Annotated in this window: 19 protein-coding genes and 2 pseudogenes; 9 read left to right on the top strand and 12 right to left on the bottom strand. The window is 68.0% G+C overall.

Annotation, left to right across the window (positions count from 1 at the left end; all coding sequences use genetic code 11):
* Window positions 1-10 precede the first annotated feature (10 nt).
* Window positions 11-928: a LysR family transcriptional regulator gene (locus tag Atro_RS09225; RefSeq protein WP_497927338.1), complete on the bottom strand. Its 918-nt coding sequence runs from the start codon at window positions 926-928 to the stop codon at window positions 11-13.
* A gap of 224 nt (window positions 929-1152) precedes the next feature.
* Here Atro_RS09225 and Atro_RS09220 point away from each other — a divergent pair, with 224 nt between their 5' ends.
* The 3 genes and pseudogenes from Atro_RS09220 (at window position 1153) to nhaA (ending at window position 4582) form a co-directional block, all read left to right on the top strand.
* Window positions 1153-1620, top strand: coding sequence for a ferritin-like domain-containing protein (locus Atro_RS09220; protein WP_497927337.1), 468 nt, complete (start codon window positions 1153-1155; stop codon window positions 1618-1620).
* Window positions 1621-1911: 291 nt separating this feature from the next.
* Window positions 1912-3029 (top strand): annotated as a pseudogene (locus Atro_RS09215) (sulfatase-like hydrolase/transferase); the annotation flags it as partial.
* 191 nt (window positions 3030-3220) lie between these two features.
* Complete coding sequence (gene nhaA, locus Atro_RS09210) at window positions 3221-4582, top strand: Na+/H+ antiporter NhaA (RefSeq protein WP_497927336.1); 1362 nt, start codon at window positions 3221-3223, stop codon at window positions 4580-4582.
* Window positions 4583-4656: 74 nt separating this feature from the next.
* Here the strand turns inward: nhaA and Atro_RS09205 are convergent, their stop codons facing one another.
* From Atro_RS09205 to Atro_RS09190, 4 genes are all read right to left on the bottom strand, one after another.
* Window positions 4657-7092 (bottom strand): TonB-dependent siderophore receptor, encoded by a 2436-nt coding sequence (locus Atro_RS09205; RefSeq protein ID WP_497927335.1) that lies wholly within the window; start codon window positions 7090-7092, stop codon window positions 4657-4659.
* A gap of 105 nt (window positions 7093-7197) precedes the next feature.
* On the bottom strand, window positions 7198-8208 hold the full coding sequence (locus Atro_RS09200; protein WP_497927334.1) for a FecR family protein: 1011 nt from the start codon (window positions 8206-8208) through the stop codon (window positions 7198-7200).
* Window positions 8205-8795 (bottom strand): RNA polymerase sigma factor, encoded by a 591-nt coding sequence (locus Atro_RS09195; protein WP_497927333.1) that lies wholly within the window; start codon window positions 8793-8795, stop codon window positions 8205-8207. Before Atro_RS09195 ends, Atro_RS09200 begins: the two co-directional genes overlap by 4 nt.
* Before the next feature lie 135 nt (window positions 8796-8930).
* Window positions 8931-10625: a cation:proton antiporter domain-containing protein gene (locus tag Atro_RS09190; protein WP_497927332.1), complete on the bottom strand. Its 1695-nt coding sequence runs from the start codon at window positions 10623-10625 to the stop codon at window positions 8931-8933.
* Between the two features lie 358 nt (window positions 10626-10983).
* On the opposite strand from Atro_RS09190, the gene Atro_RS09185 reads away from it, so the two are divergent.
* Genes Atro_RS09185 through Atro_RS09160 form a run of 6 tightly spaced genes read left to right on the top strand, consistent with a single transcriptional unit; the run spans window position 10984 to window position 15243 of the window.
* Window positions 10984-11202, top strand: coding sequence for a 4Fe-4S binding protein (locus Atro_RS09185; protein ID WP_497927331.1), 219 nt, complete (start codon window positions 10984-10986; stop codon window positions 11200-11202).
* 28 nt (window positions 11203-11230) lie between these two features.
* Window positions 11231-12076 carry an electron transfer flavoprotein subunit beta/FixA family protein gene (locus Atro_RS09180; protein WP_497927330.1) on the top strand — a complete coding sequence of 282 codons (846 nt, stop codon included), beginning with the start codon at window positions 11231-11233 and terminating at the stop codon, window positions 12074-12076.
* 10 nt (window positions 12077-12086) lie between these two features.
* Window positions 12087-13169: an electron transfer flavoprotein subunit alpha/FixB family protein gene (locus Atro_RS09175; RefSeq protein ID WP_497927329.1), complete on the top strand. Its 1083-nt coding sequence runs from the start codon at window positions 12087-12089 to the stop codon at window positions 13167-13169.
* Between the two features lie 12 nt (window positions 13170-13181).
* Complete coding sequence (locus Atro_RS09170; RefSeq protein WP_039805785.1) at window positions 13182-14480, top strand: FAD-dependent oxidoreductase; 1299 nt, start codon at window positions 13182-13184, stop codon at window positions 14478-14480.
* A gap of 10 nt (window positions 14481-14490) precedes the next feature.
* Window positions 14491-14775 carry a ferredoxin family protein gene (locus Atro_RS09165; protein WP_497927328.1) on the top strand — a complete coding sequence of 95 codons (285 nt, stop codon included), beginning with the start codon at window positions 14491-14493 and terminating at the stop codon, window positions 14773-14775.
* 9 nt (window positions 14776-14784) lie between these two features.
* Entirely contained in the window at window positions 14785-15243 is a 459-nt protein-coding gene (locus Atro_RS09160) for a ferritin-like domain-containing protein (RefSeq protein WP_497927327.1), read from the top strand.
* A gap of 60 nt (window positions 15244-15303) precedes the next feature.
* Here Atro_RS09160 and Atro_RS09155 read toward each other — a convergent pair whose 3' ends face one another.
* The 7 genes and pseudogenes from Atro_RS09155 to Atro_RS09125 all read right to left on the bottom strand — a co-directional run bounded on the left by Atro_RS09155 (window position 15304) and on the right by Atro_RS09125 (window position 22769).
* Window positions 15304-16308 (bottom strand): TerC family protein, encoded by a 1005-nt coding sequence (locus Atro_RS09155; RefSeq protein WP_497927326.1) that lies wholly within the window; start codon window positions 16306-16308, stop codon window positions 15304-15306.
* A 171-nt stretch (window positions 16309-16479) separates the two neighbouring features.
* A complete protein-coding gene (locus Atro_RS09150; RefSeq protein ID WP_497927325.1) occupies window positions 16480-17172 on the bottom strand; it encodes a response regulator in 693 nt (230 codons plus the stop codon).
* The gene (locus Atro_RS09145) at window positions 17169-18635 is read right to left on the bottom strand and encodes a DUF4118 domain-containing protein (protein WP_497927324.1); all 1467 of its coding nucleotides are present in this window, start codon (window positions 18633-18635) and stop codon (window positions 17169-17171) included. The genes Atro_RS09150 and Atro_RS09145 overlap by 4 nt, the downstream gene beginning before the upstream one ends.
* A 129-nt stretch (window positions 18636-18764) precedes the next feature.
* Entirely contained in the window at window positions 18765-19556 is a 792-nt protein-coding gene (locus Atro_RS09140; RefSeq protein WP_497927323.1) for an energy transducer TonB, read from the bottom strand.
* Window positions 19553-19977, bottom strand: a pseudogene (gene exbD, locus Atro_RS09135) (TonB system transport protein ExbD). The gene Atro_RS09140 and the pseudogene exbD overlap by 4 nt, the downstream one beginning before the upstream one ends.
* A gap of 6 nt (window positions 19978-19983) precedes the next feature.
* Window positions 19984-21012, bottom strand: a complete 1029-nt coding sequence (gene exbB, locus Atro_RS09130) for a tonB-system energizer ExbB (protein ID WP_497927322.1) — start codon at window positions 21010-21012, stop codon at window positions 19984-19986.
* A 389-nt stretch (window positions 21013-21401) separates the two neighbouring features.
* Entirely contained in the window at window positions 21402-22769 is a 1368-nt protein-coding gene (locus tag Atro_RS09125) for an OprD family outer membrane porin (RefSeq protein ID WP_497927321.1), read from the bottom strand.
* Between the last annotated feature and the right edge of the window lie 84 nt (window positions 22770-22853).

The following is a 22853-nucleotide window of genomic DNA, read 5'->3' as shown; positions in this document are numbered from 1 at the left end:
CCTGTCGTTTTCAGCCCGCGTGGCGCGTGGCGTACATCCGGCACTCGGCGAGCAGGGCGAGCAGGTTGGGATCGCGTTCGCGGCTCTTCAGGAACACCACGCCGATCTGCTGCTGCATCCGGTAGCGCGCCTGCAGCGGAATCAGCCGCACGCGGTTCTCGTACACCGCGGCGATGCGCCCCGGCAGCAGGGCGTAGCCGACCCCGGAGCTGACCATGCTGAGCAGGGTGAAGATGTCGTTGACCTGCATCGCCACCTTGGGCGCGAAGCCGGCCTGCCGGAACACGCGCAGGGCATCTTGGTGGGTGGCGAAGCCCTGGGTCAGGGTGATGAAGGTGGCTTCGCGCAGCTCGGCCAGATCGACTTCGGCCTGCGCGGCGAAGGGCGAGTCGACCGGCACGGCGAGGAAGATGTCGTCGCGGAACAGCGGCAGCGACTCGCAATCCGGATCGGCCACGCTGTCGTTGAGCGAGACCAGGATGGCGTCCAGTTCGAGGTTCTTCAGCTTGTACAGCAGGTCGATGTTGGAGCCGAGGATCAGGTCGATGTTCAGCGTGCTGCGCCGCAGCTTGAGGCCCATGATCAGCTGCGGCACGGTCTTCACCGTCAGCGAGTAGAGCGCGCCGAGCTTGAAGCGTTCGGCGGAGAAGCCGGCGGCCTCGCGGGTCAGGCGCACGGTGTCGAGCATGTCGGCGACCAGCTTCTGCGCGCGGTCCTCCAGCACCAGGGCGCTTTCCAGGGGCGTCAGCCGGCGCCCCTCGCGGCGGAACAGCGGGCAGCGCAGGGCGTTTTCCAGCGAGTGCAGGGCGCGGTGCACGCTGACCGTGCTGGTGTCCAGCTCGGCGGCGGCGCGCGACAGGTTGCCGCTGCGCATGAAGGCCAGGAAGATTTCCAGCTTCTTGAAGGTCAGTTCTTCGTCGATCTGCATGGGCACTACCGGGAGTGGGAGCGGCGACCTTGCGGTCCTTGCCGCGAGTCTACCGGGCGCTTCATCCGACGGGCAGCGTCCGCCGCGGCAAATCGCCGGTTGCCGGCAATGCGACACCTGCCGCATTATCCTCACTTTCCGTGAGGCCACCCGATCGCCCGACAGGGCCGTGGCGGCTTCGGCTTCCATCCACCTTCAATCGATATTTATTAAGGAGAAGGGGTGTGAACGAGATCCAGCGTTTCCTTGCCCATGCCATCCAGCTGGAGAAGGAGTCGTCCCGCCGCTATGCCGAGCTGGCCGAAGCCATGCAGAAACTCGGCAATGCCGAGGTGGCGGAGTTCTTCCAGCAGATGTCCCACTATTCCCGCCTGCACCAGCGCGAGGCCATGGAGCGCGGCGGCTTCCACGACCTGCCGAAGCTGACGGCCGACGAGTACGACTGGCCCGACGGTTCCAGTCCGGAAGCCGCCTGGGGTCCGGTGGACCCGGACATCGACGTGCTCGGCGCCATGGCGCTGGCCATGCGCGGCGAGCAGCGCAGCCACGAGTACTACCAGAAGATCGCCGACGAAACCGCCGACCCGGAAGTGAAGGCGATGGCCACCGAGTTCGCCGACGAGGAGGCCGAGCACGTGGTCCAGCTGGACGTCTGGCAGGTCAACCTGGCGAAGCTGACCGCCGCCGGCTGACCGCCGCTCCGCAATCTGCCGCCGTTCCCGAAGGCCGGACGAAGCGCAACGCGTCGTCCGGCCTTCGTCTTTCCGGGTGTCCGACATCTTTTCACGATCTTTTCACATCGGGATAATCGCCCGGTGCGCGGGGTGCGTTAGCCGAGCTACGTCGGTCGCGAGCGGTTCGCACGGCTCGCGCCGCCGCTTCCCGGCTACCGCGACAGGCTGGGCCGCTCTTGGCGGGAGGCTACGGCCGTTGCTCCCCGCCCCCCATGACGACTCGATGGCTGGCAGGTTTTCGTGAATTGCATGCGTCGCTGGTTACAGCATCCCCGTTTCTCCCTCGGCGCCTTGCTCGGCTTGGTGCTGGTCGTTCCCCTGGGCCTGCGCCTCGCCCTCGGCTGGTCCGCTCCCCTCGGCTATCTGTCGGACCTGGGCATCGGCGGTGTGCTGGTCGTGCTCCTGTACTGCCGTCCGTGGTGGCTGGCATTGCCGATGCTGTCGCTGTGGTGCCTGATGACCCTGGCCACGGCCGAACTGGTCAGCGCCGTCGGCAGGCTGCCGAATCTGGCGGACCTCCACTACCTGCTCGATCCGCAGTTTTTGGAAAACTCCACCGGCGGCGGTTTCGCCCACCCCTGGCTGGCTGCCGCCCTGGCGCTCGGCCTGGCGGTCTGGCTGGTCGGCCAGTGGAGCGGCCGTTCGAGCCCCACACCCGACCTGCCCCGGCATGCCTGGCTGGCGCCCGTGCTGCTCCTCGCGGCCCACGGCGGCGCGCAGTACCTGCAACCCAGCGAGGAGGATCAGTGGCGGCTGTTCAACCTGCCGCACCAGCTGCTGGCGGCAGGCCTCGGGCAGGGCAGGCGCGCGTGGCGGAATGGCTGGAAGACCACAGCGTCGATATCCCGCCGCAGATGGCGGGGCTCACCCGGCTCGACCTGAAGGGGCGGAAACTGCTGCCGGCGCCCGGACGCGCGCGCAACGTGCTGGTGGTGGTGCTCGAAGGCATTCCGGGCTCCTATGTGGAGGCGAACCGGCAGGCCCTGCACAGCAGCTACCGGGAAAACCCGATGCCGCAGCTGAGCGCCTGGGCCGAGCGCGGCATGAACACGCCCGACTACGTGCTGCACAGCCATCAGACCATTCGCGGCCTGTACGTGATGCTCTGCGGCGATTACGACAAGCTCGACAACGGCACGCCCAAGGGCGTCGAGATGCTGACCCTGACCCGGCGCAACCGGGACTGCCTGCCGGCCCAGCTGCGCCGCAACGGCTTCGCCACGCACTACCTGCAGGGCGCGGGCCTCCGGTTCATGGCGAAAGACCAGATCATGCCGCACATCGGCTTCGAGGCCACCCGGGGCCTGGAATGGTTCGCCAATCCGTCGTACCTGGATTTCCCCTGGGGCAAGGACGACAAGGCGTTCCAGTCGAGCTGAGGCGTCCTCGAACGGACAGGACCGCGCCTCGCTGAGGCGACACGTCCTGACATGATCGCCGGCCTTCCCATCGCCGATGCGTTTGTGTAGGGTCGTTGGCGGGTGTCGGGTCTGCAGGTGCAGCCGGACAGGTTTCTTGTGTCGGTCGGGCCGCCGCACAGCCGAGAGCGAGCGATCTCATGAACCGACACCCTTCCCGCGGGGCGTTGCCGTCCGCGCAGCGCCTGGCCGATAAAGCGTTCGACGCGCTCGAGCGTTTCCTGCACATCGAAGCCGTGAGCGGCATCGTCCTGCTGATTTCTGCCGCCATCGCGCTGCTCTGGGCCAACTCGCCGGCCGCCGCGAGCTACGAGCATCTGTGGCACATGCCGCTCACCGTCGGGATCGGCGAGCATATCGTCTCGCAGTCCCTGCACTTCTGGATCAACGACGCGCTGATGAGCGTGTTCTTCCTGGTCGTCGGCATGGAGATTCGCCGGGAAATCCATAACGGAGCCCTGTCCAGCCTCCGGCTGGCCGTATTGCCCATGGCGGCGGCCCTCGGGGGCGTGGCGATGCCGGCGCTGCTGTACCTTGCCGTCAACGGCACGGAAGGTCTGCGCCAGGGGTGGGCCGTGCCGACGGCGACCGACATCGCCTTCGCCGTGGGCGTGCTGGCCCTGCTGGGCAAAGCGATTCCCGGCTCCGTGCGGGTCTTTCTGCTGGCCTTGGCGATCATCGACGACATCGTCGCGGTACTGATCATTGCGCTGTTCTTTTCCGGCGGGCTCGATCCGCTGGGCTTGCTGATTGCCGGGGGCGGAATCCTGCTGGTGCTGGGCTTTCAGCGGATCGGCATCGGCTCGGCCTGGGCCTACATCGTCCCCGGAGCCCTGCTCTGGTTCGGCCTGCTGCAGACCGGCGCACATCCGACGCTGGCCGGCGTGATCCTCGGGCTGATGACGCCGGTCGTCTCGTCGCCAAGCATCGCGCGTCCCGTCGAAACGGCGACCGGTGCCATCCGAGACTTCGTCGAGCGGGTGCGGCAGGGCGACGGGGACACCTACCAGTTGCTGCAGCCGGTGCGCCAGCTCCGCCACGCGCAGCGCGAGCTGCTGCCCCCCGTCGTCCGCGTGCAGATGGCGCTGCATCCCTGGGTCGCCTATGGGGTCATGCCGCTGTTCGCGCTGGCCAATGCCGGGGTGAACCTCGATGGCGTCGAACTGGGGAGTGGCGGTTCCCTGAGCGTGATGCTCGGCGTCGCGCTGGCCCTGGTCCTCGGCAAGCCGCTGGGCATCCTGCTCAGCAGTTGGCTGCTGGTTCGCCTGGGCGGCTGCCGTTTTCCGGAAGGCATGAGCTGGTCGTGGATGTGGCTGATCGGCTGTCTGGCCGGGATCGGCTTCACCATGTCGATCTTCATCGCCACGCTGGCCTTCGACGATGCGCATCTGCTGAGTGCCGCGAAGCTGGGGGTGCTGCTCGCCTCGGGAGCGGCCGGGGCGATCGGCCTCGTCCTGGGGCGTATTCTGGTCCGGCGCGCCAGGGGAGCCGGCCGGCGCTGACGGGCGGGTCGGGCCAGGCCTGCAGTCCGTTGCCCGGCGCAGGTCCGACTCCGTCGACAGGGCGCGCGCGGCCTTCAGAACTCCAGCGTGCTGGAGAGCTGGAGCTGGCGGGGCTCGCCGAGCGACACGTAGTACTGGTTGGCGCTGGAGGCGTAGTAGGTCTTGTCGAACAGGTTCTTCACGTTGAGCTGCAGGTTGAGCTTGTGCTCGCCGACCCGGGTGTCGTAGGTGGCGAACACGTCGGTCACCGTGTAGGACGGCAGGGTGAAGGAGTTGGCCGCATCCCCCGAGCGCTTGCCCACGTAGCGGGTGCCGCCGCCCAGGCGCAGCCGGTCGCCGCCGAACAGGCTGCCGGCGTCGTAGACCAGCGAGGCCGAGGCGCTGGTCTTGGCCACGTTCTGCAGGCGGTTGTCCTCCAGCTCCGGGTCTTCGGTCACCTCGGCGTGCAGCCAGGCGTAACTGCCGATCAGGCTCCAGCGCTCGCTGAGCTGGCCGCTCACGTCCAGCTCCAGGCCGTAGGAGCGGACCTTGCCGGCGGCGCGGCTGTAGCTGTCGCCGTTGGCGTCCAGCTGGCTGACCAGCACGTTGCGCTTGTGGATGTCGAACAGCGCCAGGTTGGCGGTGATCCGCCCGGGAATCTCCAGCTTGCCGCCGAGCTCCCAGGAGCGCGCCTCTTCCGGCGGGGTCGCGCTGTCGAGGACCTGGTCGTTGGCCAGCGGCGCGATGGTCGAGTTGGGCTTGAAGGAGTAGGTGTAGCTGCCGTACAGCGAAACCTCGTCGCTGAGGCGATAGACCAGGCCGGCGCGCGGCGTCCATTCGTGGTCCTTGACGTCGGTGTTGGCCTTGAACGGTCGGCCGCGGCCGGCCCACTGGTCGTAGCGCTGGTAGCGCGTGCCGAGCACCAGGATCCAGCGCTCGTTCAGGTGGATGGAGTCCTGGAAATACACGGAGTCGGTGCGCAGCTTGTCGGTCTGGTCGCTGCTCGCGGCGTCGACGTTGTCGGACGCGCCGACCCGGCCGTAGGCCGGATCGGTATAGCTGAGCGTCGAGGTGGCGCCACGGATCAGGTCGGCGCGGAAGATCTTGCGCTTCTCGCTGTCGATGCCGGTCATCAGTTCGTGGCGCAGGCCGAACAGCTCGAAGTCGCCGTTCAGGCCGAGCCTGGCGAAGCTGTTGGTGCTGACCGCGCCGTGGGTGCCGTCGATGCGGCGGGTCACGGTCTGTTTGGCGGTGTTGACCGCGGTCGCCCGTGCCTGGTCGTCGTCGTAGGTCTCGCGGGTCCAGCCGTAGGCGAAGTGGCCTTTCCAGTGCTCGTCGAAGGCATGCTCGACGCTGAAGCGGGTCAGGTCGGAGCGGCCGTCGGTGATGTTGAACTTCTCGTCCAGCCGGCGCCGCCGGGAGATGTCCAGCGGCCGCCTGGTGTTCGGGTCGATGACCGTGCCGCGGTCGAAGGGGTAGGTGTATTCGCGGTGCTCGTAGCTCAGCAGCACGGTGGTATCCGCGCCGTACCAGGCCAGCGAGGGGGCGACCGTCGTCTCGCGGTTGGTGCCGAAGTTGCGCCAGTAGTCCTCGTCCTCGTAGTCGACGATGAGCCGGTAGGCCAGCCCGAAGCCGCCCAGCGCGCCGGTGCTGTCGAACTGGCCGCCGCTGCCGTTGCGTCCGTGGGCGTAGGCGTTGGCGCTCGCCTTGATGGCGTGGTAGGGGGCGAGTTCCGGCTTCTTGCTCACCAGGTTGACCACCCCGCCGGGGTCCTGGATGCCGTACAGCAGGCTCGCCGGTCCCTTGAGCACCTCGACGTGGTCGACGCTGGCGGTGAAGTTGCGGCCGAGGATCGAGGGGATGCCGTCGCGCATGATCGAGCCGTCGCGGTTGTCGCCGAAGCCGCGCTTGGTCACCGCGTCCTGGGTACCGCCCAGGGTGTTGGCCTGGGTGATGCCGCTGATGTTGTTCAGCGCGTCGTCGAGGTTGCGCGGGCGCTGGTCCTTGACCACCTGGGCGGGAACCACGTTGATCGTCTGCGGAATCTCCAGCACCGGCGTGTCGCTGCGCATGATCGAGGCGGTCGGCTCCGGCTGGTAGCTGGTCTGCGGGTCGCTGTCGGCGCTGACCAGGGTGCTCGACAGGGTCATCGGGCCGCTGTCGGCGCCGCCTAGGCGCTGCAGGGTCAGGGTGCGCGCGTCGAGCTGGCGCCAGGTGTAGCCGGAGCCGGCGAGCAGCCGGTCGAGGGCGGCGGCGGCGCTCAGGTTGCCCTCCAGCGCCGCGCTCTGCACCTCGTACGGCGCCTCGTCGGTATAGACCAGGCTGAGGCCGGTGATCCGGCTGAACTCGCCGAGCGAGCGCGGCAGCGGGCCGGCGGCAATGGCGAAGTCATGGCGGCGGTCCTGCCAGGCGGCCTGCGCCGTCTCGGCCTGGGCCTGGGCCATCGGCAGGCCGTGCAGGCCGAGGCCCAGCAGGGCGGTCGCCAGGAGCCGGCGGGAAAGGCGGGACAGGGGAGCGGAGCGGTGGGTCATCGAGGTCTTCTCATGCGCATGGGCTGCTTCGATGCGAATGAATCGCAATTCGACTACTACACGAAGCCCGCGCCGGATTACCTCACCTGAAAATGAAAAAATTTTTCAGTGGACGACGATCAGCCGCCCGAGCAGCTCGCGCTGCCGGAAGCCGAGCACCGCCTGCAGCGCGTTCAGGACCGCGTGCGGATCGGCGCTGGGGAAGGAGCCGGTCACCCGGCGCGTCGCCAGGTCGGCGTCGAGCAGGACGATGCGCCCCGGATAGTAGTCGCCGAGGCGCTCCAGCACCTCGCTCAGCGGGGTCTGGTAGAAGGCCAGCCAGCCCTGGCGCCAGGCCAGCGCGGCGCCGCTGTCGACCGCCTCGGGCGCCGCCAGGCGGCCGTCGGCGAAGGCCACGCGCTGTCCGGCGTGGAGGACCGCCGGCGGCTGCTCGGCGGCTTCGCCGGCGCGCACCGCCACCTGGCCGGAGGCGACGGTGACGCGGGTTTCCCGGCGCAGGCGGCGGACCTCGAACTCGGTGCCCAGCACCCGCGCCTCGCCGCCTTCGGCGCCGACCACGAAGGGCAGGCCGTTGCGCACCACCTGGAACGAGGCGGCGCCGCGCAGCAGTTCGACCCGCCGTTCCCGGCCGTCGAAATGCACCGCCAGGGCGCTGTCGCCGTCCAGCACCAGGCGCGAGCCGTCGGCCAGAGGCAGTTCGCGGACTTCGCCGGGGGCCGAGACGTAGTCGGCGCGCAGGTCGCCGAGCCAGCGCTGCGGCTGCCACCAGCCGCCGGTCCAGAGCACCAGCAGCAGGCAGGCGGCCATGCCCACTGTCCAGGCCGGCGCGCGCCAGGCCGGGCCGCTGCGCCGCCGGCTGTCGGGCGCGTCCATGCGCGCCAGATAGCCGGCGAGGGCGGCCGACTCCTGCGCGGCCAGCCGGGCGGCGGGCGCGGCGCTGCAGATCCACACCGCCTCGGCCTTGGCATAGGCCTCCGGATGGCCGGGATCGGCGGCCAACCAACGCTGGAAGGCCCGTTCGTCGCAGCCCGGGGCCGGGGCATGCCGTTGCAGCAGCCAGCGCCAGGCTTCCTGCTCCTGGGCGGTGGACACGGCGGAGGTGGGCGGCGGGGTCATCGGCGGTCGTTCCCTGGCGTGGCGTCGCAGCTGCCGGGCGTCTGCTCGAGAGCCGCCTTGCAGGTGTCTAGGGCGCGCATCATATGTTTTTCCACGGCGCTTTGGGACAGCGCCATGGCCTGGGCGATTTCGCCGTAGGTGCGTCCGTGGATGCGGTTGAGCAGGAAGATGTGCCGGGTGCGCTCCGGCAGGCCACGCAGCGCGGCCTCGACCAGGCGCAGCTCGTCGCCGGCCTGCAGCGCCGCTTCGAGCGAGGCGCTCTCGCCGTCGTGCTCCGGTCCCAGGCTGTCCAGCGAGCGGTTGCGCTTGCCTTCCCCGCGCAGGTGGTCGATGGCCAGGTTGTGCGCGCTGCGCAGCAGGTAGGTGCCGGGCTCGTCGAGCTGCCGGAGCGGGCGTTTCCAGAAGCGCAGGAACAGGTCCTGGATGAGGTCCGCCGCCGTGGCGCGGCAGCCGACCCGCCGGCTGACCAGGGCTTCCATCCGCTCGCGCTGGGCCAGGAAGACCCGCAGGAAGTCCTGCTCCGGCGCCTCGCCCGGTGCCGGCGGATCCGCCGGATCGAGGTCGGCAGGGGAATCGTGATCGGACATCGGCGGGGAACGACGCGGCTCGGCAAGGGCGGGGATGGATGATAATTCCTATCATCTATCGACGGTAGCCTCGCTCCGCCGGATGGTCGCTGCCGAGGGCGCCGCAGCGGATCGCCGGCGCCCCGGAGCGGCCGCTCAGTGGACTTTGCCGTAGCGCTTGAGCACATGCCAGCTCATGCCGCTGGCCAGCTCGTTCTCGCCGAGGAAGATCTTCCCGGCGGCCTCCCGCTCCAGCAGCTCGGCCTCTTCCTCGTTGTGGGTGCGCAGCACCGTCTCGATCGCCGGATTGAGGGTGCGGGCGGTGGCGATCATCTGCCGCACGTTGAAGGTGTCGGGAATCGCCACCACCAGCATGCTGGCGCGGGCGATGTGCGCCTGGATCAGCACCGCCGGGTCCGCGGCGTCGCCCGACACGGCGGCGGCGCCCTCGGCGCGCAGGCGCTCGACCAGCTCGCGGTTCTGCTCGGCCACCACGTAGGGGATGTCGCGCTCGGCCAGGGCCCTGGCGATGCGCCGGCCGACGCGGCCGTAGCCGACCAGCACGACCTGCCCGGACAGGTAGCGCTCGTGGGTGCTCATCGGCAGCTCGGCCAGCGGGTCGGCGGGATGCTCCAGCCGGCGCGCCAGCTTCGAGTGCGCATCCAGCCAGGCCTGCAGCGGCCCGGTAAGGGTGAACACCAGCGGGTTGATGGCGATCGAGATCAGCGCGCCGGCGAGGATCAGGCTCTGGCCTTCCGCCGGCAGCAGGCCCAGGTTCACCCCGAGCCCGGCGAGGATGAAGGAGAACTCGCCGATCTGCGCCAGGCTCGCCGAGACGATCAGCGCGGTGTTCAGCGGATAGCGCAGGAGCAGGACCAGGGCGGCGGCGGCGATCGACTTGCCGACCACGATGATGCCGACCACGGCGAGCACCTGCAGCGGCTGCTCGACCAGCACCCGCGGGTCGAAGAGCATGCCCACCGAGACGAAGAACAGCACGGCGAACGCCTCGCGCAGCGGCAGCGACTCCTCGGCGGCGCGGTGGCTGAACTCGGATTCGCGCAGCACCATGCCGGCGAAGAAGGCGCCCAGGGCAAAGGACACGCCGAACAGTTCGGCCGCCCCGTAGGCGATGCTCACCGCGGCGGCCACCACGCAGAGGGTGAACAGCTCGCGCGAGCCGCAGCCGGCGACCAGCCAGAGCAGCTTGGGGAACACCCGGCGGCCGACCACCAGCATCAAGGCGATGAAGGCCGAGACCTTGAGCAGGGTGAGGCCGAGGGTGCTCCACAGGTTGCCGTCGCCGCCGTCCGCCGCCGTGCCGCCCAGCATGCCGGCCAGCGGCGGCAGCAGCACCAGGACCAGGACCATGGCCAGGTCCTCGACCACCAGCCAGCCGACCGCGATGCGCCCGTTCATGGACTCGAGGATGCCCTGCGCCTCCAGGGTCCTGAGCAGCACCACGGTGCTCGCCACCGACAGGGCCAGGCCGAACACCAGCGCCGCCCCGAGGCTCCAGCCCCAGGCGACGGCCATGCCGGCGCCCAGGGCGGTGGCCACGGCGATCTGCAGCACGGCGCCGGGCAGGGCGATCTTGCGCACCTCCAGCAGGTCGTCGAGGGAGAAGTGCAGGCCGACGCCGAACATCAGCAGCATCACGCCGATCTCGGCGAGTTCCTGGCCGAGGTGGAGATCGGCGACGAAGCCCGGCGTGAAGGGGCCGATGATGACGCCGGCCAGCAGGTAGCCGACCAGCGCCGGCAGCCTGAGGCGGGCGGCGATGACGCCGAGCACGAGGGCCAGGCCGAGCGCGCTGGCCAGGGTGGTGATCAGCGGCAGGCTATGCGGCATGGGAATGCCCCCTGCCGGCTGCGACGGGGAAAAGGTCGGGCATGCGGACTCCTTGAATGAGCAGCCGATAAGTTTTGCGACACATTAACGGATTGACCGGAAGTTGCGCGCTCTTTCCGGCCTTGTTTTATGTGTCCCGATTTATCGAGGCGCCGTGGAAGTGCATCTTTGTTTGCAGCAAAGACCACCAAAAGAAATATTCATCGGGATTTGCGTGCATAAAGACAACAAATTTTATGTTTCTGATTTAAAAGGAATTTTATATTAATTTTATATAAAAACCCTGGATTCTGGGCGTGGTACGGCTGTTGCAGTTTCACTGTCAGCCAATTAGCCGATACTCATCAGGAGAATTCCCATGCCCTACAAGATCAACGGTTCCGAGTGCACCGCCTGCGCCGCCTGCGAATCCGAGTGCCCGAACGACGCCATCTACGAAAAGAACGGCGTCTACGCCATCAAGACCGAACTGTGCACCGAGTGCGTGGGCGACCACGACGAGGCCCAGTGCGCGTCGAACTGCCCGGTCGAGTGCATCCGCATCGACAAGAGCGTGCCGCGCTACCAGGCCGTCTGATCCGTCCCCCTCTTCGGAGCGCCACCCCATGCACAGCGTCGTCTGTATCAAGCAGGTGCCGGACTCGGCCCAGATCCGGGTGCACCCGGTCACCAACACCATCATGCGCCAGGGCGTCCCGGCGATCATCAACCCCTACGACCTGTTCGCCCTGGAAGAGGCCCTGCGCCTCAAGGACCGGTTCGGCGGCACGGTCACCGTGATCACCATGGGTCCGCCCATGGCCGAGGCGGCGCTGCGCAAGTGCCTGTCCTTCGGTGCCGACGACGCCATCCTGGTCTCGGACCGGGCCTTCGCCGGCTCCGACACCCTGGCCACCTCCTATGCGCTCAGCGCCACCATCCGCCAGATCATGCAGGACATGCCGGTCGATCTGATCTTCACCGGCAAGCAGACCATCGACGGCGATACCGCCCAGGTCGGGCCGGGCATCGCCAAGCGCCTGGATTTCCAGCTGCTCACCTACGTGTCGAAGATCGTCGACGTGGACCTGGCGAAGCGCGAGATCCAGGTGGAGCGCCGCGCCGAGGGCGGCGTGCAACTGCTCAAGACCTCCACTCCCTGCCTGATCACCATGCTCGAAGGCACCAACGAGATGCGCTTCGGCGACCTGGATGACCTGTTCCGCGCCGCCCGCCACGAGCTCAAGGTCTGGGACCGCGCGGCCGCCGGCATCGACGCGGTGGAAATGATCGGCCTCAAGGGCAGCCCCACCGTGGTCAGCAAGGTCTTCGCCCCCAAGCCGCGCAGCAAGCGGGCCGAGATGATCGAAGTCCACGACAGCGACCCGAAGAACCTGGCCGTGACCCTGCTGGCCAAGCTGTTCACCCAGCACCCCAAGCTGGAACAGGAAATCGCCAAGCGGGCGGTATGAGGACCACGAAATGAGCGAACAACCGAAAAAGCCGGCGAAGAAGAAGGTCGAGCTGGACCCCCGCTTCGTCGATTACCGCCACGTCTGGGTCTGCATCGAGAGCGAGCGCGGCGAGGTGCATCCGGTGTCCTGGGAGCTTTTGGGCGAAGGCCGCAAGCTGGCCAACGCACTGGGCGTGCAACTCTGCGGGGTGGTCATCTGCGGCCCCGGCGAGCGCGGCAAGGGCATCTGCGCCGAGGCCTTCCGCTTCGGCGCCGACAAGTGCTACCTGCTCCAGGACGAGGTGCTGCGGGATTATCGCAACGAGCCCTACACCAAGGCGCTCACCGACCTGGTGAACGGCTACCAGCCGGAAATCCTCATGCTCGGCGCCACCACCCTGGGCCGCGACCTGGCCGGCTCGGTGGCCACCACCCTGGGCACCGGCCTGGTGGCCGACTGCACCGAGCTGCTCATCGACACCGACACGCGCAACCTGGCCTCCACCCGCCCGACCTTCGGCGGCTCGCTGCTCTGCACCATCATGACCCAGCGCCACCGGCCGCAGATGGCCACCGTGCGCCCGCGGGTGATGGCCATGCCGGAGCCCGACGCCAGCCGCAGCGGCGAGATCGTCGAGGTGCCGTTCTCGATGATCGAAACCTCGATCGTCACCAAGGTGCTGGAGTTCATCCCCGACGATACCCGCGACAAGCCCAACCTGCCGTTCGCCGACATCATCGTCTCCGGCGGCCGGGGCCTGAAGAACCAGGAGAACTTCCGGCATGTCTGGGACCTGGCCAAGGTGCTCGGCGCCGAAGTGGGCGCCTCGCGTCCCGTGGTCCAGGCCGGCTGGGCCGAGCTGGACCGCCAGGTCGGCCAGTCCGGCAAGACCGTGCGGCCCAAGCTGTACATCGCCGCCGGCATCTCCGGGGCGATCCAGCACCGCGTCGGCATGGACGGCGCGGACCTGATCATCGCCATCAACACCGATCCGAACGCGCCCATCTTCGATTTCGCCCACTACGGCATCGTCGGCAATGCCACGACCGTCCTCCCGGCGCTGACCGAAGCCTTCAAGGCCCATCTGGCCCAAGCGAAAAAGACCGGCTAAAGGAGACACAGCATGGCTGAAAGATTCGACGTGATCGTGGTCGGTGCCGGCATGGCCGGCAACGCGGCCGCCTATACCCTGGCCAAGGGCGGGCTCAAGGTGCTGCAGATCGAGCGGGGCGAAACGCCCGGCTCGAAGAACGTACAGGGCGCCATTCTCTACGCGGACGCCATCGAGAAGATCATCCCCGACTTCCGCGACGACGCGCCCCTGGAGCGCCACCTGATCGAGCAGCGCGTCTGGGTGATGGACGACGCGTCCTACATGGGTACGCACTACCGCTCGGAGGACTTCAACAAGCCGCCGTACAACCGCTATACCATCATCCGCGTGCACTTCGACCAGTGGTTCAACAAGAAGGCCCGCGAGGCCGGGGTGCTGACCATCTGCGAGACCACGGTGACCGACCTGTTGATCGAGGGCGGCAAGGTGGTGGGCGTGCGCACTGACCGCCAGGGCGGCGAGATCCGCGCCGACGCGGTGATCCTCGCCGACGGGGCGAACTCGCGCCTGGCGGTGAAGGCCGGCTTCCAGCCGGAGATCAAGCCCGAGAACGTCGCCCTGGCGGTCAAGGAGATCCACTTCCTGCCCCAGGAAACCATCGAGGCGCGCTTCAACATCGGCGAGGACGAGGGCGTGGTCATCGAGATGGCCGGCAAGATCAGCGCCGGGATGATGGGCACCGGCTTCCTCTACACCAACAAGGAGTCGATCACCCTGGGCGTCGGCTGCATGCTCTCCGACTTCAAGGAGCAGAAGGTCACCCCCTACGAGCTGCTCGACCGGATGAAGGCCCATCCCTCCATCGCGCCCTTGATCGCCGGCAGCGAGATGAAGGAATACGCCGCGCACCTGATTCCCGAGGGCGGCTACCACGCCATTCCCCAGGTCTACGGCGAGGGCTGGATGATCGCCGGCGACGCCGGGCAGTTCGTCAACGGTCTCCACCGCGAAGGCTCCAACCTGGCGATGACCACCGGCATGCTGGCGGCGCAGACCCTGATCGAGCTGAAGGCCGCCGGCAAGCCGTTCAGCGCCGCCAACCTGGCCGGCTACAAGCAGAAGCTGGACGACAGCTTCGTCATGAAGGACCTGAAGAAGTACCGGCGCATGCCGGAGATCTTCCACAAGAACAAGCAGTTCTTCACCACCTATCCGGACCTGCTCTCCAAGGCGGCGCAGACCCTGATCCGCGTGGACGGGGTGGACAAGAAGACCAAGGAGAAGGAAATCAGGAAGAGCTTCGTCGCATCCCGCTCGCTGTTCGGGCTGATCGCCGATGCCTTCAAGTTCTGGCGCGCCGTCGAGTAAGGAGAAGAGCATGTCGAAGATCGAAGAGAAGCTGTTTCAGGACCGCTACCGGGTCGATGCCGACCGCCCGCACATCCAGATCAAGGATGCCGCGGTCTGCGCCAAGTGCCGCAACCAGCAATGCACCGTCTGCTGCCCCGCCGGCTGCTACAGCCGCGAGGCCGACGGCTCGGTGGCGCTGGCCACCGACGGCTGCCTGGAGTGCGGCACCTGCCGGATCATCTGCGACGAACACCGCAACGTGGCCTGGGAATGGCCGCGGGGCGGGTTCGGCATCCTGTTCAAGTTCGGTTGAGGGGCGAGCATGGACGACATCCAGCGTTTCCTGGCCCATGCCATCCAGTTGGAGAAGGAGTCGGCGCGCCGCTACGAGGAGCTGGCCGAGGCCATGCAGAGCCTCGGCAGCATGGAGGTGGCCGAGTTCTTCCGGCAGATGGCGCACTACTCCCGCCTGCACCTGAAGGAGGCCATGCAGCGCGGCGGTTTCCACGACCTGCCGACGCTGGCCCCCGAGGATTATGACTGGCCGGAGGGCACCAGCCCCGAGGCGGCGGCCTGGGCCGGGGTGGACGGCTTCATGGACGTGCCCGGCGCCCTGGTCCTGGCCCTGGACGGCGAGCGGCGCAGCTGCGACTACTATCGGAGCATCGCCGAAACCGCCCAGGACCCGGAGGTGAAGCGCATGGCCGAGGCCTTCGCCGAGGAGGAGTCCGAGCACGTGGCTCGGCTGGAAGCCTGGCAAAGCCGTCCGGCCAAGCGCTGAGGCCGCCTGGGAGGCGGCCGGCAGGGGCGTCCGGTTCGAGCACCCCTGCCGGCTGGGCCTTTAGTGAAGCGGCTTGCCGGACTCCTCGAGCACCGGCTGGTTGCGGGTCTTCCACAGGGAAACCAGGACGCCGCCGAGCAGCAGGCCGAAGGTCACGCCGAGCGAGATGCCGGCCGGGATCTTGCCGATGATGTTGACCAGGAAGATCTTGGCACCGATGAACACCAGTACCAGGGCCAGGGCGTACTTCAGGTAGGCGAAGCGGTGGATCAGCGCCGCCAGGGCGAAGTACAGCGCGCGCAGGCCGAGGACGGCGAAGATGTTCGAGGTGTAGACGATGAAGGGGTCCAGGGTGATGGCGAAGATCGCCGGCACGCTGTCCACCGCGAACACCAGGTCGGCGCACTCGATCAGAAGCAGCGCCAGCAGCAGCGGCGTGACCCAGAGCACGGTCTTGCCTTCGGCATTGGGCTGGCGGACGAAGAAGCGCCCCTCGTGCAGCCGGTCGGTGACCCGCAGGTGCCGGCGCAGGAACTTGATGAAGCGGCTGTCTTCCAGGTGGTGATCGTCGTCGATCTTGGAGAACAGCATCTTCAGGCCGGTCAGCAGCAGGAACAGGCCGAACACGTAGAGGATCCAGTGGAATTCGGCGATCAGCGCGGCGCCCAGGCCGATCATCAGCGCGCGCAGCACGATCACGCCGAGGATGCCCCAGAACAGCACTTCATGCTGGTATTTGCGCGGAATGGCCAGGTAGCCGAAGATCATCGCCATGACGAACACGTTGTCCATCGACAGCGACTTTTCGATCATGAAGCCGGTGTAGTACTCCAGGCTGGCTTCGGCGCCCTTCCAGTGCCAGACCAAGAGGCCGAACAGCAGGCCGACACTGATGTAGCCGGCCGACAGCAGCAGGCTCTCCTTCACGCCGATTTCATGATGGTCGCGGTGCAGCACGCCGAGGTCGAAGGCCAGCAGCGCGATGACGATGCCGATGAACAGCAGCCAAAACCAGGTGGATGTGCCGAGAAAGGTGGTCGAGGCAAACGCCATGAATGCGTCCATGAGCCCCTCCTTACAGTCGAAGTTGAAAGAAAGGTGACTCCGACATGGCGGCAGCAGCCGTCAGAGGGGCCCGGCGTCACGCGTTCAGGCTAGTGATCCGGGCGGGGGGCTCAAGCGGGAAGCCGTTGCAAGCTTTTTCAGGAAGCCGATCGCGGCCTTCGTCGGCGAACCTCAGGGCTGGAAGCGGTAGCCGACGCCGATCTCGGTGATGATGTGCTGCGGCTGGGCGGGGATGCGCTCGATCTTCTGCCGCAGGTGGCCCACGTAGATCCGCAGGTACTGGTTGTTCTCCACCGCGTGGCTGCCCCAGATCTGCAGCAGCAGCTGGCGATGGGTGAGCACCCGGCCAGGGTTGGAGGCCAGCAGGATCAGCAGGCGGTACTGGATGTCGGTCAGGTGCAGGGGCTCGCCGGCGCGGGTGACCGCGCGGTGCACGCAGTCGATCCGGCAGTCGCCGAACTCGATGATCGGCTCCAGCTGCTCCCGCTCCTCCGAAGGGCTGCGCCGCAGCAGGGCACGCACCCGCGCGAGCAGCTCGGAAACCCCGAAGGGCTTGGTCAGGTAGTCGTCGGCGCCGGCATCCAGGGCGGTGACCTTGCTGATTTCCTGGGAGCGGGCGGAGAGCACCAGGATGGGGACCGCCGACCAGATCCGGTAGTCGCGGATGAAGTTGATGCCGTTGCGGTCCGGCAGGCCCAGGTCGAGGACCAGCAGGTCCGGCTTGCGGGCGCCGGCCTCCACCGCGCCCTGGGCGGCGGTGCCGGCCTCGATGATGGTGTAGCCTTCGCCTTCCAGGGTGGCCGCCACCAGTTCGCGGATCTGCGGGTCGTCCTCCACCAGGAGGATGGTCTGGGTTTCGCTCATGGTTCGTCCTTCAAATCGCTCAGGGTGGGTGCGCTGCCCAGCGGCAGACGCAGGCGGAAGCAGGCGCCGCCGCCCATGCGGTTTTCCGCCAGCACCTGGCCGCCGTGGGCCTCGGCGATGCTGCGGGCGATGGCCAGGCCGAGGCCGACGCCGGGGATGCTCGATTCGCTCTGGCCGCGGCGGAACAGGCCGAACAGTTCCTCGGCGCCCTCGGCCGGCAGGCCCGGCCCCCAGTCGCAGACCATCACGTCCAGCCAGTCGCCGAAGCGGCGCACCATCAGCTCCACCGGCGTATCGGCCGGCGAGTACTTGATGGCGTTTTCCAGCAGGTTCCACAGCACCCGCTCGACCAGCACCGCATCGAAGCGCAGCGGCGGCAGGCCGACGGGAATGTCCAGGGTGACTTCGCGGTCCTTCCAGTGGGTACGGACCTGTTGCAGGGTGGCGCCGATGACCTCGTCGATCGGCTGCCAGGCCTCGTTCAGCTCGATGGTGCCGGAGCGCAGGCGGGCCATGTCGAGCAGGTTGGTGACCAGCTGGTTGATCGACAGGGCCTGGTTGCGCAGGGCATTCAGCATGTTTTTCTGCCGCTCCGGCGAGGCCTTGCCGAGGGCCAGGCTATCGGCCAGGCCGACCATCACCGTCAGCGGCGTGCGCAGGTCGTGGGACAGCGCGGAGAGGATGGAGCTGCGCAGGGACTCGGCGGCGCGGCGCAGCTCGGTTTCCCGAGCGATTTCGGCGAAATGGGTGCGCTCCAGGGCGACGGTCAGCACCGACGAGGCGGTTTCTAGGAACGCGCGGGTCGCCTCGCTGCCCGCCTGGGCGGCCGGCAGCTCGCAGGCCAGCACGTACGGCGGGCCGCTGGCGATCAGCGGGACTAGGGCGAGGGTATGCTGCGGATCGCTGCCGGCGCTGAGCAGGGGGTGGCGCCCGGCCAGAGCCGACTGCAGCAGAGCCGCGGTGAGCGGTGCCGGCGGCTCGGCCAGGGCGCTTTCCGGCAGGATGCGGGTATGGGCGGCCTGCAGCGCGGTACCGAGAAAGCGGCTGGCGATCTCCTCCACCTCGGTCGGCTTCTGCGCGGCGGTCAGGTGCCGGGCCAGGTCGTACAGGGCGCGGGTCTGCGCTTCGCGGGCCTGCACCTGCTCGGCCTGGCTCTTCAGGGAGGCGGTGAGGTGGCCGACCAGCAGGGCCACCACCAGCATGACCACGGCCGCCAGCAGGTATTGGGTTTCGGTGATCGCCAGGGAAAACAGCGGCGGAACGAAGACGTGGGCGTAGAGCAGGGCGCTCAGCACGGCCGCGGCGATCGCCGGAGCGCGGCCGTAGCGGGTGGCGATGACGACGACGACCAGCACGTAGAGCAGCGCCGTGTTGGAGAGGTCGATGGCCTCTTGCATCGGCAGCATGAGCAGGGTGAGGCCGACGCTGACCAGCAGGGCGGGCAGGAATTTTTGCAGGGTCACGGTGGCGCGGCCTTACCTGGACGTCTCGACGACGCGCCATCGTATCGGGCGTGGAATAAAAACGGTGTAAAAAATGAACAATCCGGGGCGGGAGCCGGCACCGCCGCCCGGCGGGGCGGCGGTCGGCAGTCAGTGGTCTCGCAGCGAATAAGCGAAAGGCGCCACCACTTCCAGGCTGCCGTTGGTCAGCAGTTCCGGCGGCGGCGGCGGCAGCGGCTCGGCGCGGCGGATCATCTGCAGGGTGGCCTGGTCCAGCGCGGTACGGCCGGAGCGGGTGACCAGCTCGTAGGACAGCAGCCGGCCCTGCCCGTCGATCCTGAAGCGCAGCGTGACGGTGCCTTCGTCGCCGCGACGGCGGGACTCCGGGGGATAGCGCTTGTAGCGGCTCAGGTGGGCGCGCAGGATGCCCTGCCAGGTGGGCAGTGCGTTCGAGGACTCCGGGCTGCCCGCCTGGCCGGCCGGCTTCGCGTTGCTGGGCGCGGCGTTCGAGGCCGCCGGGGCGCTGTTCTGCGACTGGTTCTGGGCGACCTGCTGCTGCTCGGCCTTCTGCTCCGGCTTGGGCTCGGCCTTCTGCAGCGGCTTGGCCTCGGTCTTGGGCTTGGGCGGTTGCGGCTTGGGCTTGGGTTTGGGCGGCGGCAGGGCCAGCTTGGGCTTGGGCGCCTCGATCGGCTTGGGTTGCACCACCGGTTCCGGCGGCGCGGCCGGTTCCGGCGGAGGCGGCGCGGCCGGGGCGGCGGCCGCGGCAGCCGGAGCGGCGGCGGGCGCCAGCGCCACCATCATGGCCGGCGGAGGCGGCGCCAACTGGATCGGCTTGCTCTCCGGCCGCCAGTACAGCGACCAGAGCGCTATGCCGACGTGCACGCCGAGCACCAGCAGCAGGCACAGCCCCCAGCGCGGCAGGGTTCGCAGTTGTTCGCTCATGGCTTGCCCACTGTCTCCAGGCCGACCAGGCCGATCTTCAGGTAGCCGGCGGCGCGCAGCAGATCCATGACTTCCATCAGCTGGCCGTAGTCCACGTCCTCGTCGCCGCGAACGAAGATGGTTTCCTCCTTGTCGCCCTTGGTCTGCTGGTCGAGCGTGCTGCCGAGCAGGTCCGGCTCGACCCGGTCGTTGCCGAGGTAGAGGCTGTGGTCCTTCTTGATGCTCAGGTAGATCGGCTGCTCCGGTCGCGGCGTCGGCTGCGCGGTCGAGGCCGGCAGATCGACCTTGACGTCCACGGTGGCCAGAGGCGCGGCGACCATGAAGATGATCAGCAGCACCAGCATGACGTCGATGAAAGGGGTGACGTTGATGTCGTGGGCTTCCTGGAGGTCATCCCCCCCTCGTTCATGTGCATTCCCATGGCGGCTTACTCCACTGTCGCCTTGTGCGACGCCTGGGCCTGGCTCTGACGGGCGGCCGAGGGCTGGTCGAGGTCGCGGCTGACCAGCAGCAGCACCTGCGACGAGAGGTCGGCGACCTGCGCCTTGTAGGCGGCGATGGAACGGGCGAAGACGTTGTAGATGACCACCGCCGGAATCGCCGCGACCAGGCCGATGGCCGTGGCCAGCAGGGCCTCGGCGATGCCGGGAGCGACCACCGCGAGGTTGGTGGTCTGCGATTTGGCGATGCCGATGAAGCTGTTCATGATGCCCCAGACGGTGCCGAACAGGCCGACGAAGGGCGAGACGGAGCCGATGGTGGCGAGCACCCCGGTGCCCACGCTCATCTTGCGGCCGCTGGCGGCGACCAGGCGCTCGAGGCGGAAGCTGACGCGCTCCTTGATGCCGTCCTTGTCGACGGTGCCGGCGGAAAGCTGCAGCTCTTCGCGGGCGTCCTCGATCAGCTGGGCGCTGAGGCAGTGGCTGGCGCGCGGCAGCGCGGCGGCCTGGTCGAGGGTGCGCAGGCCCTTGAGGTCGGCCAGCTCGCCACGCAGGCGGCGGCGCGCGCCGAGCAGCTCCAGGCCCTTGGCCAGCCAGATGGTCCAGGTGGCCACCGAGGCCAGCAGCAGGCCGATCATCACGCCTTTCACCACGATGTCGGCGTTCAGGTACATGCCCCAGGGCGAGAGGTCATGGGGCAGGCCGGCCTCGGCCTGGGCTTCCTCGACGGGGGCGGCGGCCGGGTCGGCGCTGGCGGGCGCCGCAGCGCCGGCCTCGGGGGCGGGCTGGGCCGCGGGCGCTGCGCCCGGGACGGCCGGAGGAGTGCCCGGCGCCGGAACCGCTGCCGGCGCCGTCGCCGCGGGCGCCGCTGCCGGAGCGGCGGGCGCTGCCCCGGATGATGCCGGCTCGACGGCCTGGACCGCGGGGGCCAGCAGCAGGCTGCAGAGCAGCAGGGCGGCAGGCAGGCGGCGTGGGAGTGTTCGGGTTGGCTGAGCGCTGGAGACGATAGGGTGCATGGGGCCGGATATCTGCGTGAGGGCAGGATGGGGTGTCGCTGCCGGGACAATCGGAGCCAGGGTGGCTTCGCCTTGGCCTTGTCGACAAGGGCCGCAGGCTTGTCCGTCACCTTGGTAGTTCGCTAGGAGGCTATCGTAACCGTAGAACAAGAAAAGGGGTACAAAAGATAATTACTCTTATCTTGCCGGCCGGACGATCGGGCCGCGCCACGATGACGCAGGGGGCATGGGATGCCGCCTCACACGGCAGGGCGGGGCTTTGACCGACGACGGCAGTCGGTCTCCCCGGCAGGGCCGGGGATTGCCTGGTTAGCCGCTTCCCGACCGCCCGTGCGACCGACGCGCAGGCGTCGGGAAGAGAGGATAGACGAGTATCGAAGACGGGGTGGTCAGAGCAGCGGGATGCTGTAGCTCAGCATCAGGCGGTTTTCGTCGCGATCGACGGTGCCCGAATCGTTGCCGCGCCAGGTGCCGTTGCGCCAGTCGATGCCCAGCCCCTTGAGCGGGCCGTTCTGCACCTTGTAGCCGAGGGTGAGGTCGCGCGCCCATTCCTCGCTGTTGCCCCGGCGGCCATCGACGGTGTCGTCGATGTCGCTGCCGCTGTAGTAGGTGGTGCTGAGCGACAGGCCGGGAATGCCGATCTGGCCGAAGTCGTAGGCATAGCCGAACACCCAGGTCTGCTCGCCCGCACTGGCGAACTTCGCCGCCTGGATGTTGGTATTGGTGATCAGGTAGAGCGAGCGGCCCGTGCCGGAGTCGGGGGCCAGGCTGGGGAAGTCGCTGTGGCCGGTGACTTTCTGATAGCCGGCCTTGATCGCGTGTCCGGCCAGGCTGTAGGTGAACAGGGCGCTCCACAGCTTGTTGTCCACTTCGTAGCGGTCGGCGTCGTTGCCGGACCACCAGCCCTGCGCGCGATAGCCGTTGGCCCGGCCGGAGGCGGAGGCGTTGGCGCCCGTGGAAGAGCTGTCGTAGTAGCGCAGGTCGGTCTTCAGGGCGCCGACCGGCAAGGCCAGGTTGTGGACCAGGCCGACGAAGTGCTGCTTGTAGAAGTCCTGCAGCTTGCCGAAGTAATAGCTGACGACCAGGTCCTTGTTGAGCCGGTAGTCGAAGCCGCCATACAGGAACTGATTGCTGAACTGGCCGGTCTTGCGGTTGTTCGAGCCCTGTATCGACAGGCTGTCGCTGTTGCTGGAGTTGCGCTCGGTGGAGTGTTCGAGCTTGCCGGCGACGAAGGTCAGGTCCTTTATTTCCCGGGAGGTGACCTGATAGCCCTCGTAGGTCTGCGGCAGCAGGCGACCGTCGTTGTAGGTCACCACCGGCAACTTGGGTTGCAGGGTGCCGACATGCAGCTCGGTTTTCGAGTAGCGCATCTTGCCGGTCACGCCGACACGGCCGAAGTCGCGTTTCGACTTGCCGTTGCTTTCCAGCGGGAACATGCCGCCGGTGCCCGGCGCCCGGTCGATGTCCGTCTTGCCCGCACGGCCGCCGTCGTCCAGGCGGATGGCATAGGTGCCCAGCACATCCAGGCCGAAGCCCACCGGGCCTTCGGTGTAGCCGGACTTGAAGTCGAGCAGGAAGCCCTGGCCCCATTGATCGAGCCGGGGAGCGTCCGCATTGCGGGTGTCCTGGTTGAGGTAATAGTTGCGCAAGGTGAGCGTGGCCTTGCTGTCCTTCAGGAACTCCGCGCCGGCCTCTTCGACGAACAGTCCACCGGCAATGCCCAGCAACAGACCTAGATTGGAAAACGATCGGTTCATCTTCGCTGTGCGAGAGCGTCCCCGGGAAATATGCCGGAGCATCTTCCGCGGCGTCTTCTCGCTTTCTCCTGTATATAAAAAACC

Source organism: Azotobacter tropicalis (assembly GCF_059739045.1).
Note: the sequence above shows the minus strand (reverse complement) of the source record. Positions and strands in the feature narration are given on the sequence as shown.